Here is a 15817-nt window from a genome sequence, read left to right on the forward strand (position 1 = left end):
TCAAAAAATGATACAATAAATTCATGAAAACAGATCAAAGCACAGCTTCTTTAGAAAATGAATTAAAATGGATATGGGAGAGTAGTAACTTTCCAAATTTTACTTATGATAATGTCAATCTTGATAGTCTGACTTATAAGTTTGGTCAGCTTAAGATGGTAGAGAATTTTATGAATCGGAGCGATTCAAATGAATTGCTACTTGAGGTACTTCTTGATGAGGCAATAGCAACATCCGCTATTGAAGGGGAAATACTTCAAAGATCATCGGTTCGTTCATCTATCAATAAGCTTTTAAAACTTGGACTTGAAGATGATTATAGTTATACCGTACAATCTGATAATCTAATAGAGATACTCATAGATGCAAAATCAAATAAAGAGCCATTAACTAAAAAAAGATTATCTGCATGGCATAAAGCACTTTTTCCTACAGGAAGCTCAGGATTAAGAGATATCACAATAGGCGCATACAGAAATGATGCCCAAGATATGCAAATAGTATCTGGTCCTTGGGAAAAAGAGAAAATTCACTACATAGCACCACCATCAAGTAGTATAGATAGACTCATGGAAGATTTTTTAAAATGGCTCAACATTAAAGATGAACAAAACAGTATCTATAAAGCTATAGTAGCTCATCTTTACTTTGTACTAATACACCCATTTGACGATGGAAACGGAAGAATCGCTAGAGCCATAACTGATTACGTACTAGCTGGGTCAAATTTGGCAAATGCAAAGTTTTATTCTATCTCTACCATTATTTATAAAAATAGAAAAGAGTACTATGATGTTCTGGATTATGTTTGTAAAAATACAAATCAAGATATTACACTATGGATAGAATGGTTTGTAAAACTTCTTGAAATATCTATCGATGAAACCCTTCAAAAAGTCGAAGTAGTACAAACAAAAGCAAAGTTTTGGGATAAATACAGAGCTGAAAAATTAAACGACAGACAAAAAAAAGTGATACTCAAAATGCTCTCATATCTTCCAGAAAAATTTGAAGGTGGTATGAGGGTAAATAAATATATGAGCTTAACCAAATCCCAAAGACTCACAGCTAGTAGGGATATAGCAGATTTAGTTCAAAAAAGGATATTTGAGAGTTTTGGAAAAGGTCGGGGTGTTTATTATGAACTTAAAATATAAGGTGTTAACTGAATAAGTTTATGTATATATAAGTGAGAGTCATTCCAGATTGAACATAGACCTTAAATAGGTCTATGTATATTTTTATTACTAAATAAAATTTAATCTATTTAGTGATAAACCTTACTATTTAGAAGGACAGTTCCCTCTACCACGACCAGATGGGTTTCCAGTTGTACTTGGCCCCTTAGGTGGAGTACATCCACTTGACTTTGACATTGCATATCCTTTTAATGTATTTTTATTTGCTAGTTAGAGTACCTATCTACTCTTCATCGTTATCATCGAAAAGATAATCGTCATAATTCTGATTATTGATATCCGACAAGGAATCAAGTTTCTCTTGAGCCATATTTAACATATTGCCTCCTTTAGTTTAAGATTATAAAAATAAAATACAAAACTATAGATTCTGTTTCGTATTAAACTTTCAAATAAAACTTTAGCACCTTAAGCACTCCAATACTAGGAATTTACTTGGACACGAATTTTCATACGGCTAAATTTCCTACACGCGGGGATATCTTACATTTACTCAGTAAGCAGTTAGAGATTAAACAAAATGGGAATAAGCAGGAGCGTTTTACCAAAGAAGAAAAAATTGAAGCAGAAATGCTAAATACTCAAATCAATGACCTAGTAAATCGTATACTAGAGTTATTTTATGAAAAACCAGATACACCTGAAATCATTTATCTACAAAAGAACTTGCATTCATTTTTGAACTTTTATAATGAATTCTCCTTATCATTTGAAAGCTGCAACGCTTCAGAGAAACAACTGATTTTTTTATTATGGAAAGACTTTTTCATTCCATTTGCAGCAGTGTTGTCATCAATTATTTTTAAGGACACATTACCTTTATTAATTCACTTAGAACCATCAAAAAAACAACTACCAATGGAACTCTTATTTAACTGGATTAACAAAAAGATAAACAATAAAAAAAGTATGTTTAAATACCTACTTGAAAAACATCTTAATGACAATGAATACGATAAGGGTGAAAACACTATTAGGAAAAATATTGCTAGTTGGATAAGTGGCGAAACTACACCAGAAATAAAATCCATAGAAAGACTTGCAAAATACATTAGCGCTGACCTAGATGAAATTACTCCAACAAAGCTACAAAATATGTTTATATATGCATGTTTAGTCCAAGATACATACAAAGCACTTAGCACTCAATATACAAAACATCAGGTGTACATGCTAATCAAACACTTTTTTCTGCTCAGTAAACTATTTTTTATGCAACAACTACATAGTGATCAAGACGAGCTAAGAATACTAATCTATGAAAAAGGTTTATTCTCTCATATTAATCCAAATATTTTAAATAGAGACTTGTACTGGGATGAATATTTCATGTTCATTCAGTATGTTTTACATAGTGATATCCCACCCAATAAATTGATCAAAAAAGCAAAACGGAGCAATGATAGTGCATACTATTTGGATGAACATACAGCATTTAAATATATGCCTGTATTTTTGCCTGTTGATTTCTTGTTGCAAGAGTGTGACCAGCAAGAATACAAAGATCTTTTTAATGACTTTATGCTTTATGTAGAAAAAACTAGTGAAAGTTATACTATTTCAACTTGGGAATAGAATATTCAGTCAATGGATTCGCATCAAGCACAAGTGCACCATGTTATGGGTTCCATATATATCAAGCTCTTGCCTCAGCAAGACAAAAGCCCTCAAGACCTTAGTGAAGTTAAAAGCATGTTTAAATATCTTCAGAACAACTTGAACGTCGCAGAAGATGACTACAGTATATGTTTTTTAAAATCCAGATACTATGCATTTACTGGAAGTCCTGATAAAGCATTAGAATCCTGTGTAAAAAGCTACAAATCAGGCAAACAGCAGATGGGCACACATACCAAAGATTTGATTACAGAAGGAATTCTACTATCAGCAAAATGTAAGAGCAAAAGAAATTTCAACTATTTTTTAGAGCAAGCTAAAATCAAAAAAATATTCAAATATGGGATGCTAAAAGTTCCTGCGAATACTAAGATTTATACTTTGATCGAAGTATCAAAAGAGAACCCAAACTTTGAACGTCTCATCCAAGAGTATGACCATTATTGGAGCTGATCAAGATGCTCTGTTAGAATCCAGTAGTTCCTAAAATTGTATCACTAATTTAAAGCATCATTGAATATAATGGCCTGAAAAATCAAGACAGAAGATTTGCCTAATTTATTTCCAAAAACGATAAAATAAATATGAAATATATGGAGATGAATATGAGTCGAAAAAAAGGTCAGATATACAGTGCGGAGCAGAAGACAAAAATTGTATTAGAGCTACTAAAAGAAGATCAAACAATAAATCAGCTAGCAACAAAGTATCAGATAACAGCAAAATCTATTCAGAACTGGAAGAAGCAGTTTTTAGAGAATGCTTCATTGGCATTTGAACCGGCAAAAGCGGTTCAAGAGTTCAAGGATGAAATAAAATCTAAAGATGAAGAGATAGCAGAGCTTCAAAAACAACTTGGTAAATCGGTTGTTGAAAAGGAATGGCTATCAAAAAAGCTAGAGAGCTCGGTCTCATTAAATAAGCGTAAAACACTTGTCGAGAACGGGCTTGAACTTACTAAAACAACCCAATGTAAACTCTTAAGTATAAGCCGTGCAACGCACTACTATAAAGCAGTGCCAGTCAGTGAACAGAACTTAAAAATAATGCATACTATAGACGAAATAGCCACAGACAACTCAGAGTATGGATATCGTTATATTTATCGACAGCTCATAGAGGATGGTTACATCATAGGCAAAGACAGAGTGCTTAAATATATGCAATCTATGGGGATACAAGCGATTTATCCAACGAAAAAGCGTTTGACTAGCATCAAAAATCCAGAGCACAAGATTTATGAGTATTTACTCAAACCTTACTGGACAAGAACAGGCCGAACTAAACAAGTCTATGTTCCAACACCAAATGAAGTATGGAGCGGAGATATCACTTACATCCGAACTAACGGTGGATTTATGTACCTTGCAGCAGTTATAGATTGGCATACAAAAGCGATTTTAGCTTATAAGATTTCCAACTCTATGGATGCAACTCTGGCTACAGATGTGCTCAAAGAGGCACTAAATAAATATCCAAAGCCAAAGATATTTAATTCTGATCAAGGAAGTCAGTACACAAGTTATGAGCATACTCAAACTTTAAAACAACATGACATCCAAATCTCAATGAACGGCAGAGGCAGATCTATTGATAATATTGTCATAGAACGCTTTTTCAGAACACTCAAGCATAGCAATATCTATATCAGTGACTATCAATCAATCAAGGAGTTAAAAGAAGGTGTAAACGCTTACATGTACAAATATAATTTTAAGAGATTTCATTCAAGCATAGGTTATCAAAAACCAATGAATCTCTATCTTGAATATTTAAAAAGTGTAGTATAGAGTAGCAACTAGAGGTGGAAATTAATTAAGCTGAAAAGTTGTCTTGATTTTTCAGGCCATTATAAATTACTAAAAAATTTAAAATAGTACAAAATAATATATTTATGATTTTTGTATCATATCACTAGCTATTCTAGATCCTTGCATATAATTCATGGTTAAATATTTTGTAATAGTATTTGGGTCGTTGTGCCCTAATGCCCCACTCATATAAATGGCATCTATTCCCTGTTCTGCCATTGCTGAGACCATCACATTACGTGTATAGTGCATTGTAAACCAATCTCCCAATTCTTTCTTTAGCTTAGCAGTTTGACGTTTAGCATCTGATAGTCTTTTAGTTTGATCAAAAGGTGATGAAAACACCCAACCTTCATTATGTTTAAACTGTTGCAAAGCCTCTTTAACATTTGGTGGAAGAAAAACTTTTTGCTCTTCATCATTCTTTGTATTTGCTAAAAAATAATAGTCATATTCAAAGGAAATATGTTCCCATCGTAAATTCATAATTTCACTTTTACGTCTGCCTTGAAGAGCTAATAAAAAAAATGATCTATAGTAAGGATCATTAATATAAAGTCGTATTATCGCATGATAAATATTAGTTAATCTATCTGTGGCATTTACAACAATCTTTTTAGATTTAGGAAGTTTAATTTTTACATCTAAGCAAGGATTGTGAACTACAATTCTATTTGCACGAGCTATATTAAATGCAGGAGATAGTACTTCAATTGTTTGCTTAGCTGTTCTAGGACTATCACCAGACTTTATATTGTCACTAATTACTTTTTGAATATGCATTGGAAGTACATTTTTAGCTTTTTTATTACCTAGTACTTTTGCAACTTTTCTTTCATAGTATGATTTACGACTATTTTTATATGTTCCGTCTTTTAGTGTTTCAAAATAAAGTTTAACAATATCAGAAATTTTAGCATCTGTATCTATAGAACTAGTGGCTTCTTCTTTTGCTTTCAGCAGTTCAGCTTCAGCATATTTAATTCGATCTCTTTTTCCCCAAGTTTTTCTGGAAAGGTCTACAAGACCTTTATATGTTTTTTTTTCATGAGTAAATCGATAATAAAATTTATCATAGGAACTATTTGCATGTAGATTTGGCTTTACTTTATTGGGGTAATCTTTTGGATTAATAGCCATATTATCTTCCTTTATAAACGGGGTACTTCCTGGGGTACCTCTTATGTAGAAATAATTATACTATTAAAAGAATTAATAAGAAATAGAAACCCTGAAATAAGTGCTTAAATGGGTCAACTGGTACCTTAAGGAATAATAGTCTCAATGGCTCATAACGGAGTGGTCGAGTGTTCGAGTCACTCAGAACCCACCACTGTTAAACTCCATCCACAACGAACTTTCAAACAAAAATAAAAATAAGTTATAAATTTTATTTAAAATCTGGCACTATTCTGTATCCAACACCATAAATACTCTCAATACAATTAGCTGATAGTTTTTTTCTAAGTTTTGAGACAAGCTTTCTTATGTTTATAATATCTAAGTTCTCATTTAGTGAATTGTAACGTTTTGTTATATCTTCATTTGAATATATTTTTCCTACATTGTCTGTAAGCATTTGTAAAAATATAATTTCGTATTTTGTTAAAGTAACCATAACGTTATCAATTTGTAACATATTTGTCTCTTTATTAAATATGCAGAATCCAGCTAATTTTATAACCAAAGGATTAGAGTGGTGAATTTTTTGTTCATTTTTTAAAAGTATTTTTTTTGTTGCTTTTTGAAGTACTTTTATCAAGTCTTGATAATCAATAGGTTTTTTTATGAACTGCTCAATTCCTAGGTTAATTAATGGAAGTAGATATTTTGAATCATCAAAAGCAGATAACACTATAATAATTTGTTCTGGATTTGTAATATAAATATTCTCAACAAGTTCAACACCATTCATGCGTGGCATCTGTATGTCTGAAATAACTATATCATAGTACTTAGAATGACTGATATAAAACTCTTTATACTGCTTTAGTGCATCCTCACCATTTTTTGAGCCATCAACTTTACCAAAAAATTTTTTTAGAATCTCTTTTATATTTTCTCTTAAGTCATCATGGTCTTCAACGAAGAGAATAGATAACTGTTTTGTGCTTGTTAATAACTCTTTTGAATTCAAAGTTTATCCGCTTTCTATCTCTATTTTTGGGCTTAATTATATCTATAATTGATTCTATATTCAATAAAATAAGATATTATTGCAAAAAAAGGAATAAGATGAAACTAATAATTAATGGTGAAACAAAAGAGTTTGAAGAAAAAATAACTTTAGAGAAACTTTTAGAGAGATTGAGTCTTAAAGATAAAGTTATGGCAGCAGCTGTAAATATGGAGATTGTAAAACAAAATAGTTGGGATTCATATCAACTTTGTGATATGGATAAGATTGAATTGCTAGATTTTGTTGGTGGTGGTTGATTCGATAGCTACAACCGCTATTGCATACTCTCCATCATGTGTAATAGAGAGGCTAATGCTTTTTACATTAAAATTTTTAATTATTTTTTCTGATAGTGTAATATTTGGTGCGCCACGAGAAGATTTAGATATAACGATATCATGAAATCCACACTCTGCACCGATGCCGACACCAAGTGCTTTTGAACATGCTTCTTTTGCTGCCCAAAACCCAGCAGCTGTTTTATGATTTTTAATAAGTTGAATTTCGGTTGGAGATAAAAATTTATTAAGAGATTTTTCGCCAAACCGCTCAATAAGGCGGTTCATACGAGATGTTTTAATAAGGTCTATACCAATCATCTACTGAATAACAAATTCTGTAAAGTAGATTCCTTCTATACTTCCATCGCTAATCATAGAATTTAGTGTATCCATAATCTGCTCAGATACCTTTTGCTTCCCTTTTTTAGAAGATATCTCTTCTAGTGTTTTGGAAGTCAAAATTCTAATAATTCTATCTCTAATAACTGGAGATTTACTGTCTAGCTCCATACTCAACTCTTTACCGTTTAGTTCAAGTGATATTGTTGCTTTAAGATAGCGACGACCAGCATCACTTTTTAAATTAACTGTAAAACCATCAAGAGGGTATAGTATTCCAATTTGGCTTAGTTTTCTAGATCCCATATCATCAGATTCTTCTCTAGATCTGCTTGAGCCATTAGAACTACTTTTTTGCTGTGGTTTTTCTGCTTGTTGTTCTATATTTTGCTGAGCTGCCTGTTCTTTTGTATCATCACCAGATAAAAGAATAACAACCGCAGTAACAGCAACTAAAATTAGGACTAAAACAGCAACAATTATTATAATTAATAATTTTTTTGATTTTTTTTCTTCTGTAACTGTGTCTTCAGCAGTCTCTTTATTTGGCATAATTCTTCCTTGAGTTTAGTTTTGTTAGTATATCAAAATTTGTACTATTAAAAAATCCATAGAGAGCTTAGTCACATATCTTTATGTTTAAAGTTTTTATAATTTCTTCAAATATTTTCCCAGCATCACGATCTATATCATCATGATATTCGATTACAACAACATCTTTATTATTTGAAACATTACATGTGTATGACTCAGGTTTTATCGTATATTTAGAGGTTATTTTATCAATTGTTGAGCAAACTAGTGCGCCTTCTTCTTTTCCTTCATATGATATTGATATTTTAGAAAATTTTTCTTCACTTCTAACTTGAGCATCCATACTATGATTTCCTTTAGAGATATTAAATTTGGGAATTATACTATTAATAGTGTAAAGTAGATTTTAATGTAGCCAAAATTAGTACCATTCCAATAGTTTTGTTACTTCATCAACTATAAAAGTTTTTATATTTGTTTTCTCCAATGGTTTTTTACAAACTAAAGCTTTTGTTATATTTTGCATACTTGCCTCTTTTAGTCTAGTATCCATTCCAAAAACTTCTCTTACATCACCAACAAGAGAAACTTCTCCGATAAATACAGTCTGTTTTGATATTGCACGATTGCGAAAACTGCTAATTATGGCTGCAAGTATCGCAAGGTCTGCAGAGGTTTCAGTTATTTTTATACCGCCAGTTATATTTATAAACACATCATATCCAGAGAGCGGAATCTCTAACTTTCTCTCTAGGAGTGCTAGGAGCATGTTTAATCTGTTTGTATCAAATCCAGTTGCTTGTCGCTTTGAATTGGATGTGTGAGACTCTGAAACTAGCGCTTGAACTTCAAGTATAATAGGGCGAGAACCCTCCATAATGACTGTTAGTGCAGAACCTGCTTGTTCTGAGTTGCGATTGAAAAATCTTGATGCTATATCGGTTGCTGAGACTAAACCATCGCTTCTCATCTCAAAAACACCTATCTCGCTTGTTGGACCAAAACGATTTTTAAATCCTCTTAAAATACGAAGTTCTTGGGAAGAGTCTCCCTCAAAATATAGAACTGTGTCTACCATATGCTCTAGTACTCTAGGTCCAGCAATTGAACCCTCTTTTGTAATGTGCCCGATGATAAAAATAGCTATATTTCTATCTTTTGCTATTCTCATTAGCTCAAATGTAATTTGTCTTACTTGAGTTACAGACCCTGGAGCAGAAGAGATGTTTTCAGAGTATAGTGTTTGAATAGAGTCTATGATAATAAAACTATAATCCCTGTGTTCAATCTCTACTAAAACTTGTTCAAGCCTTATCTCGCTTAGTAGAAAAAGTGTATCTTGGTTTGAGTTTAGACGATTGGCGCGAAGTTTTATCTGTGAAGTTGACTCTTCTCCTGTAACATAAAGTACATTTTGTCCGCTTGAAGCTATATCGCCACCGACTTTTAGAAGAAGTGTCGACTTTCCAACTCCTGGACTGCCTCCAATTAGAGTAAGTGAACCAGGTACAACACCACCACCTAGTACGCCATCTAGTTCTTTACTTTTGGAGCTAAACCTAAAAATCTTCTCCTCTTTTATCTCATTTATACTAATTGCTTTTGAGGATGAGGCAGTGGTTGATTTTGTCTGTTTTACAACATCTTGCTGATGTTCGTTTAGTTCTACAAATGAGTCCCAAGCACCACAGTTTGTACACTTTCCCATCCATCTAGGAGTTGTCAATCCACAATGTTGACACTCAAAAAGAGTCTTTTTTTTGGACATAGTTTTAGCCTTTAACGAGTTATGAGGGTATTATATAAAATTGTGAGGCAAAGAGATAAAAGTATGTCATATTGTCATACTTTTATATTATAGAGAGATTTTTAAATATCTTCTTCAAAAATAGCGTCTAGAAGTCCATCGACAAATTCATACTTATCAAAAGGTGTAAGATTTTCTGGTTGCTCACCTGTTCCAACATATAAAATAGGAAGATTTAGTGCGTAAGCTATGCTAAAGACGCTTCCGCCTTTAGCTGTTCCATCAAGCTTTGTAATGATAATGCCATCAACACCTATCATCTCATTAAACGCTTTTGCTTGGGCTATAGCAGAGTTTCCTTGTGTTCCATCAATTATAAGAGTTGTTCTATGAGGTGACCCACTATGAGCTTTGTCGCAGATTCTATGAATTTTTTTTAGTTCATTTGCTAAGTTTGTTTGAGTGTGAAGTCGTCCTGCTGTATCAATTATGACATGGTCATAACCTTTTGATTTCGCTGAGTCGATAGCATCATAAGCTACTGCAGAACTATCGTGACCCTGCTTTGAAGCTACTATCGGAATATCTAATTTTTTTGCCCAAAGTGATAGTTGCTCTATCGCAGCAGCACGAAAAGTATCTCCTGCTCCAAGCATGACTTTTTTACCCTCATTTTTGTATCTAAGAGCAAGTTTTGATATAGTTGTAGTTTTTCCTGCACCATTTACTCCAACAATAAGCTCAACAAAAGGAGCGTTGAACTCAGGCTCTATATATGAAGTGTAAGCAAGAGTAGCAAGGAGTTTTGGGCGTAGAATCTCACGAGTTATTTTACTTTGATATAGTTCATTGATTATTATCTCAACAAGAGCGTATTCAACATCAGCTTCAAGTAGAATTTCTTCTATCTCATCTTTTGAAAATGATAATTTTTTCTTTGGAACTACTGATTTTATCGCCTCAGCAGTTTTACTTAGAGACTTTTTTATAAATCCAAACATATCTATTTGCCTAAAGCATTTCTTATATCGCTATCTATAAATTCCTCTTCAGTGGCGCCTACATAGTGGTTTATTAGTTTTGTGTCTTTGTACATTGCAAGTGTTGGGATAGGAAATCTCTCACCGAGTTCCAACTCTTTTACTATAGCGTTACTAAGGCGGCGGTTTTGATCTGAATTTACTAAAATATAGTTTGCATTGTATGTTTTTGAAAACTCTACTAGTTTTTCATTTTGAATATTTTCTTCAATTGTTATACCAATAATAATTAAATTATCTTTGTATTTTTCTTGAAGTGAACTAAGGTGTTGTGCAGCGCCACGACATGGTGGACACCAAGTAGCAAAAATATCAAATATCACTATTTTGTCTTCTGCTCCTACAAGTGTAAAACCTTTATCTATTTTTTTAACGATATATTCTTTGTTATTAGTATCTGTGAGAACATACTCGCTTGAAGCTATCATTGTATTTGGGTCTTTTTTAGTTTTATCTTCAGAGCAGCCTTGAAAAAGAAGAATTGAGATTGTAGATAGAATAAGAATCGATTTTTTAAACATTTGCTTACCTTGTTTTCTGTTTTTTGAGTAGAATTTAGCGAAATTATATCCATAAAGATTTTAGATGGCTCTTACAAAAGCAACTTTTAGACAAAATTGTCTAGAGATGATTAAAAACAGTTCTAAGCATAATCGTTTATACAAAAATAAAAAAATAAGTAATCAGTTAATAAAAGAACTTAAAAAATTTAAAAATAAAAAAATACTTTTTTATACATCGCTCCCATTTGAGGCGGATACTGCAAAAATAATAAAACTTATTAGAAGAAAATATAATATCTTTGTTCCATTTATGCAAGGCGAAAGTTTTAAGATGGTACCATTTAGGTTACCGCTGAAGAAGAAAAAATTTGGTATTTATGAAGCGGGAAATAGTTTAAGAGACATTAAAAATATAGACGTAGCTATAGTGCCAGTTGTTGGTGTAGATGGAAATTTACAAAGAGTCGGTTTTGGAAAAGGAATGTATGATCGTTTCTTTGAAAAGTTAAAAAAGAGACCATACACAATTTTTATACAGTCAGAATTTTGCTTTACAAAAGAGTTAATTTGTGATGATTATGACATCGCATGTGATTTGATAATTACACCAAACATTAAAGTACAAAATAAAAATATTGCTACAATCATGAGGAAATAAAATGTTAAACGAGATACTTAGTGGCAGCTCAGCAGCTGTTATTAGTGGACTTGTTGGGTTTTACATCTCTAAAAAAATAACTAATGCTAATTTTGATATATATGTTGAAAAAGCAAAAGCTCAAGCTGGTGCTATTGAAAATGAAGCACATATGCTTCTTTATAAAGCAAACATTAAATCTCAAGAGATAGAGCAAGAAGCTACAAAATTGTATGAAAGTGCAAAAGATAGAGCTAAAGCTGATCTCCATTTAAAAGAAGATGATGTTAATAAAAAAGAGCAAACTTTTAAACGTTATAAACAAAATGAAGAGAGACGACTACAAGATGAAGTCTCTACTTTAAAAGCTAGACAAGTTGATTTAAAAAGAAATGAAAAATCTTTAAGTTTACTAAAAAAAAGATATGAAGATCAGATTGATGAAGCACTAAACGCTATTGAGCATTGTGCTGGTATGACAAAAGAAGAGGCAACAAAAGTGCTTCTTGAAAAAGTAGAAGAGAAATCACGTGCTGAAATCGCGCATGTTGTAAGGCGATATGAAAATGAAGCTAAAACAGAAGCTAAAAAAAGAGCAAATTATATTTTAGCACAAGCTACAAGCCGTTTTGCAGGAGAATTTGCCGCAGAACGCCTTACAAATTCAGTGCATCTTAATGATGATGAATTAAAAGGCCGAATTATTGGAAAAGAGGGAAGAAATATCAAAACCCTTGAGACACTGCTTGGCGTTGACATAATAATAGACGATACTCCAAATGCTATTTTGGTAAGTAGTTTTAACCTTTATCGCAGAGCAATTGCTACAAAAACACTAGAACTCCTTATACAAGATGGGCGAATACAGCCAGCACGCATAGAAGAGATATATAATAAAGTTTGTGAAGAGTTTGAAACTGATACTCTACATGAAGGTGAAGAGATAATTATTAATCTTGACATCGGTGTTATGCATCCAGAGTTGATAAAGCTTATTGGCAAACTCCGTTATCGTGCTAGTTATGGACAAAATGCTCTTGCTCACACTTTAGAAGTTGCACATTTAGCTGGAATAATGGCTTCTGAAATGGGTGGAGATGCAAGACTTGCAAAAAGAGCTGGACTTCTGCATGATATAGGCAAAGCACTCACTCATGAACATGAAGGCAGCCACGTTGATTTGGGTGCACAAATTTGTAATCGCTACAATGAGCATAGCGTTGTTATAAATGCTATATATGCTCATCATGGTCAAGAAGAGATTAATTCTATTGAGTGTGGTGCAGTTTGTGCAGCTGATGCTCTCTCAGCAGCGCGACCTGGTGCTAGACGTGAAGTTTTAGAGAGTTTCTTGAAAAGAGTTACAGCCATAGAGGAGATAGCATCACAACATAATGGTGTTAAACAAGCCTACGCTATAAATGCTGGCAGAGAGGTTAGAGTTATAGTAAATGCCTCTCTTGTAAATGATGATGAGTCTATACTCTTAGCTAAAGAGATAGCTACTGAGATAGAACAGGGAGTTCAATACCCTGGCGAGATAAAAGTAAATGTTATTCGTGAGAGCAGAGCTGTAGAATTTGCTAAATAGCTCTAATAAATATCTTCTGCATCATTAATCTCTGAATCGTCATATGGGTCCATATGCATAAGTATATGGACTTTTTTATCAGAAAAAAGTTTTTTAATTTTGTCTTCTAATTTATCTGAAACAAGATGTGCATCATATAGAGATATGCTTACATTAAAGACAACATGAATTGATATAAAAATATGTGAACCAGATGCTCTTGTTCTTAAATGATGATAGTTTGTGACAGTTTTATCACTATCTACAATTTCTTTAATCTTCTCTATTTCCTCTTCACTAAGAGCTGCGTCAAGAAGCATAAGTATTCCTTCTTTTATGATTGGAAGTGCTGAGTAAATCATATAAATTCCAATTATTATCCCAAGAATCGGGTCTATAATATGCTCAGAAGTAACTGATACAAGTCCAAGAGCCAATAAAACAGCGCCATTTGAGAATATATCAGTTTTGTAGTGAAGAGCGTCAGCTTTTATAACCATATTTCCTGTTTTTTTAGCAACTTTATTTAAAAAAACAACAAGAAACGAAGTAATTATTATAGATACAAGCATAACCGTAATACTCACACCTACAAATTCCATTTCTCTTGGATGTGCAAGTTTAACAAGTGCCTCATATAGTATGAAAAGTGCAGACAATGATATAACAGTCCCCTCAATAACTGCTGCAAGAGGCTCTATTTTGCTGCGTCCATAGTTAAAATCATCATCAGGATCTTTTTCGGCATTATGAAGAGCGAAGTAGTTAAAGATAGAAACAGTTAAGTCAAGTAAAGAATCAATAGCAGATGCCAAAACAGCGATTGAACCACTTAGTATTCCTATACTCATTTTCATCACTACAAGAAGCATTGCTACTGAGGTTGATATTAAGGTGGCTTTCTTTTCTATTCTCATATTTGCTCCTATATATTTTAGGGTACAATTATAGTAAATTTAACATATTGTAGTGATTAAAATGAACATAGATGAATTGAGAAAAGAACGACAAAAGTGGATGGAGTGGAAAAATATCGCTCCGCTTCGAGAGGCACTAAAGCGCTTAAATAATGGCGCGTGGAGTGTTGAATTGGGCGATGTGGTAACCATAAGAAGTGAAGCTTTAGAAAGTATAGAAGATGTTGCAAGGCTTATGATGCCTTGGAGAAAAGGTCCATTTCAGATATTTGACACATATATAGACTCTGAATGGAGAAGCAATATAAAATATAATCTTTTGAGAAAACATTTTAATTTAAAAGATAAAAGAGTTGCCGATATAGGATGTAACAATGGATATTATCTTTTTAGAATGCAAGAAGATGCACCAAAACTGCTTGTCGGTTTTGACCCATCGCCACTATTTAAAACACAGTTTGATTTTATAAACCACTTTGTTAAGAGTGATATTGTTTATGAACTTTTGGGCGTTGAACATCTGGAGTTTTATGAAGATAAGTTTGACACTATCTTTTGTTTGGGTGTTTTGTATCACAGAAGCGATCCTGTATCAATGTTGAAATCCCTTTATAAAGGGCTAGATAAGGAAGGCGAGGTTATTCTTGATACTTTTTATATCGAGGGTGAAGAGGAGATTTGCCTCTCCCCTGCATCATCATATTCAAAGATACCAAATATCTATTTTGTACCTACGATTAGTGCTCTAAAAAATTGGTGTCTAAGAGCTGGATTTACTATTTTTGAAGTTTTAGAAACCTCTTTGACTTCAAGTAATGAGCAGAGAAAAACTTCATGGATTGAGGGTGAATCTTTGGAGAATTTTTTAGATAAAGATGATAACACCAAAACAGTAGAAGGGTATCCTGCACCAGCAAGAGTATATGTTAGATTGAAAAAGGAAATTAAATGAATATATTAAAAGATAAAGAAGAGATACAAGAAGAGGATGAAGAGCTAGAGATAAATGGGTATAAAAAAGATGATGTTTTATTAAAAACACATGAAAATACAAATCAGGATTTATGTGGAGAGATAGAAAAACTTGATATAGGATTTGTAAAACTAAAACTTGTAACTACTCATGATATGATTGCTGATTCTATGGGGTTGATACATGGCGGGTTTATTTTTAGTGCTGCTGATTTTGCAGCAATGGCTGCTGTAAATGAGAGAAATGTTGTTTTGGTTGCAAGTGAGTGCCAGTTTTTATCTCCTGTAAAGTTTGGAGATATTGTAAATTTTACTGCAAAAGTACGTCATAAAGAGGGACGAAAAAGAAATGTTCATGTTATAGGCAATGTTTTAGAGATAAAAGTTTTTGAGGGTGAATTTAAAACAGTTGTTACAGAGAGACATGTTTTAAAACTTAAACTAAATGGCGAAAATGATGATGAAGAGTAA

Annotated in this window: 18 protein-coding genes; 9 read left to right on the forward strand and 9 right to left on the reverse strand. The window is 32.7% G+C overall.

The window, feature by feature from the left end; translation table 11 throughout:
- Nucleotides 1-23: 23 nt before the first annotated feature.
- The 4 genes from AC6H33_RS04585 to AC6H33_RS04600 all read left to right on the forward strand — a co-directional run bounded on the left by AC6H33_RS04585 (nt 24) and on the right by AC6H33_RS04600 (nt 4606).
- Nucleotides 24-1157, forward strand: a complete 1134-nt coding sequence (locus tag AC6H33_RS04585) for a DUF4172 domain-containing protein (protein WP_497605779.1) — start codon at nt 24-26, stop codon at nt 1155-1157.
- Between the two features lie 477 nt (nt 1158-1634).
- Entirely contained in the window at nt 1635-2774 is a 1140-nt protein-coding gene (locus AC6H33_RS04590; protein WP_497605780.1) for a hypothetical protein, read from the forward strand.
- A gap of 12 nt (nt 2775-2786) precedes the next feature.
- Nucleotides 2787-3269 (forward strand): hypothetical protein, encoded by a 483-nt coding sequence (locus AC6H33_RS04595; RefSeq protein WP_497605781.1) that lies wholly within the window; start codon nt 2787-2789, stop codon nt 3267-3269.
- A 131-nt stretch (nt 3270-3400) separates the two neighbouring features.
- Nucleotides 3401-4606, forward strand: coding sequence for an IS3 family transposase (locus AC6H33_RS04600; protein WP_497605725.1), 1206 nt, complete (start codon nt 3401-3403; stop codon nt 4604-4606).
- 102 nt (nt 4607-4708) lie between these two features.
- Here the strand turns inward: AC6H33_RS04600 and AC6H33_RS04605 are convergent, their stop codons facing one another.
- Both AC6H33_RS04605 and AC6H33_RS04610 read right to left on the reverse strand, forming a co-directional pair.
- Nucleotides 4709-5767: a tyrosine-type recombinase/integrase gene (locus tag AC6H33_RS04605; protein ID WP_497605782.1), complete on the reverse strand. Its 1059-nt coding sequence runs from the start codon at nt 5765-5767 to the stop codon at nt 4709-4711.
- 250 nt (nt 5768-6017) lie between these two features.
- Nucleotides 6018-6764, reverse strand: a complete 747-nt coding sequence (locus AC6H33_RS04610) for a response regulator transcription factor (RefSeq protein WP_497605783.1) — start codon at nt 6762-6764, stop codon at nt 6018-6020.
- A 98-nt stretch (nt 6765-6862) separates the two neighbouring features.
- On the opposite strand from AC6H33_RS04610, the gene thiS reads away from it, so the two are divergent.
- Complete coding sequence (gene thiS, locus AC6H33_RS04615) at nt 6863-7063, forward strand: sulfur carrier protein ThiS (RefSeq protein WP_497605784.1); 201 nt, start codon at nt 6863-6865, stop codon at nt 7061-7063.
- Here the strand turns inward: thiS and acpS are convergent.
- The 6 genes from acpS to AC6H33_RS04645 all read right to left on the reverse strand — a co-directional run bounded on the left by acpS (nt 7040) and on the right by AC6H33_RS04645 (nt 11268).
- The gene (gene acpS / locus AC6H33_RS04620; protein WP_497605785.1) at nt 7040-7405 is read right to left on the reverse strand and encodes a holo-ACP synthase; all 366 of its coding nucleotides are present in this window, start codon (nt 7403-7405) and stop codon (nt 7040-7042) included. The genes thiS and acpS overlap by 24 nt on opposite strands.
- Nucleotides 7406-7978 carry a flagellar basal body-associated protein FliL gene (gene fliL, locus AC6H33_RS04625; RefSeq protein ID WP_497605786.1) on the reverse strand — a complete coding sequence of 191 codons (573 nt, stop codon included), beginning with the start codon at nt 7976-7978 and terminating at the stop codon, nt 7406-7408. It abuts the gene before it with no gap.
- 67 nt (nt 7979-8045) lie between these two features.
- Entirely contained in the window at nt 8046-8303 is a 258-nt protein-coding gene (locus tag AC6H33_RS04630) for a hypothetical protein (RefSeq protein ID WP_497605787.1), read from the reverse strand.
- Between the two features lie 78 nt (nt 8304-8381).
- Nucleotides 8382-9728 (reverse strand): DNA repair protein RadA, encoded by a 1347-nt coding sequence (radA, locus tag AC6H33_RS04635; protein WP_497605788.1) that lies wholly within the window; start codon nt 9726-9728, stop codon nt 8382-8384.
- A 101-nt stretch (nt 9729-9829) separates the two neighbouring features.
- Entirely contained in the window at nt 9830-10708 is an 879-nt protein-coding gene (gene ftsY, locus AC6H33_RS04640; protein WP_497605789.1) for a signal recognition particle-docking protein FtsY, read from the reverse strand.
- Between the two features lie 2 nt (nt 10709-10710).
- Nucleotides 10711-11268, reverse strand: coding sequence for a TlpA family protein disulfide reductase (locus tag AC6H33_RS04645; RefSeq protein WP_497605790.1), 558 nt, complete (start codon nt 11266-11268; stop codon nt 10711-10713).
- Nucleotides 11269-11332: 64 nt separating this feature from the next.
- On the opposite strand from AC6H33_RS04645, the gene AC6H33_RS04650 reads away from it, so the two are divergent.
- The gene (locus AC6H33_RS04650; RefSeq protein ID WP_497605791.1) at nt 11333-11908 is read left to right on the forward strand and encodes a 5-formyltetrahydrofolate cyclo-ligase; all 576 of its coding nucleotides are present in this window, start codon (nt 11333-11335) and stop codon (nt 11906-11908) included.
- Between the two features lies 1 nt (nt 11909).
- Nucleotides 11910-13478 (forward strand): ribonuclease Y, encoded by a 1569-nt coding sequence (rny, locus tag AC6H33_RS04655; protein WP_497605792.1) that lies wholly within the window; start codon nt 11910-11912, stop codon nt 13476-13478.
- 2 nt (nt 13479-13480) lie between these two features.
- Here the strand turns inward: rny and AC6H33_RS04660 are convergent, their stop codons facing one another.
- Complete coding sequence (locus AC6H33_RS04660; RefSeq protein ID WP_497605793.1) at nt 13481-14374, reverse strand: cation diffusion facilitator family transporter; 894 nt, start codon at nt 14372-14374, stop codon at nt 13481-13483.
- A 61-nt stretch (nt 14375-14435) separates the two neighbouring features.
- Between AC6H33_RS04660 and cmoB the strand changes: the two genes are divergently transcribed.
- Nucleotides 14436-15326: a tRNA 5-methoxyuridine(34)/uridine 5-oxyacetic acid(34) synthase CmoB gene (gene cmoB, locus AC6H33_RS04665; protein ID WP_497605794.1), complete on the forward strand. Its 891-nt coding sequence runs from the start codon at nt 14436-14438 to the stop codon at nt 15324-15326.
- Nucleotides 15323-15817: a hotdog domain-containing protein gene (locus AC6H33_RS04670; protein ID WP_497605795.1), complete on the forward strand. Its 495-nt coding sequence runs from the start codon at nt 15323-15325 to the stop codon at nt 15815-15817. Before cmoB ends, AC6H33_RS04670 begins: the two co-directional genes overlap by 4 nt.

This window comes from Sulfurimonas limnophila (assembly GCF_059705345.1).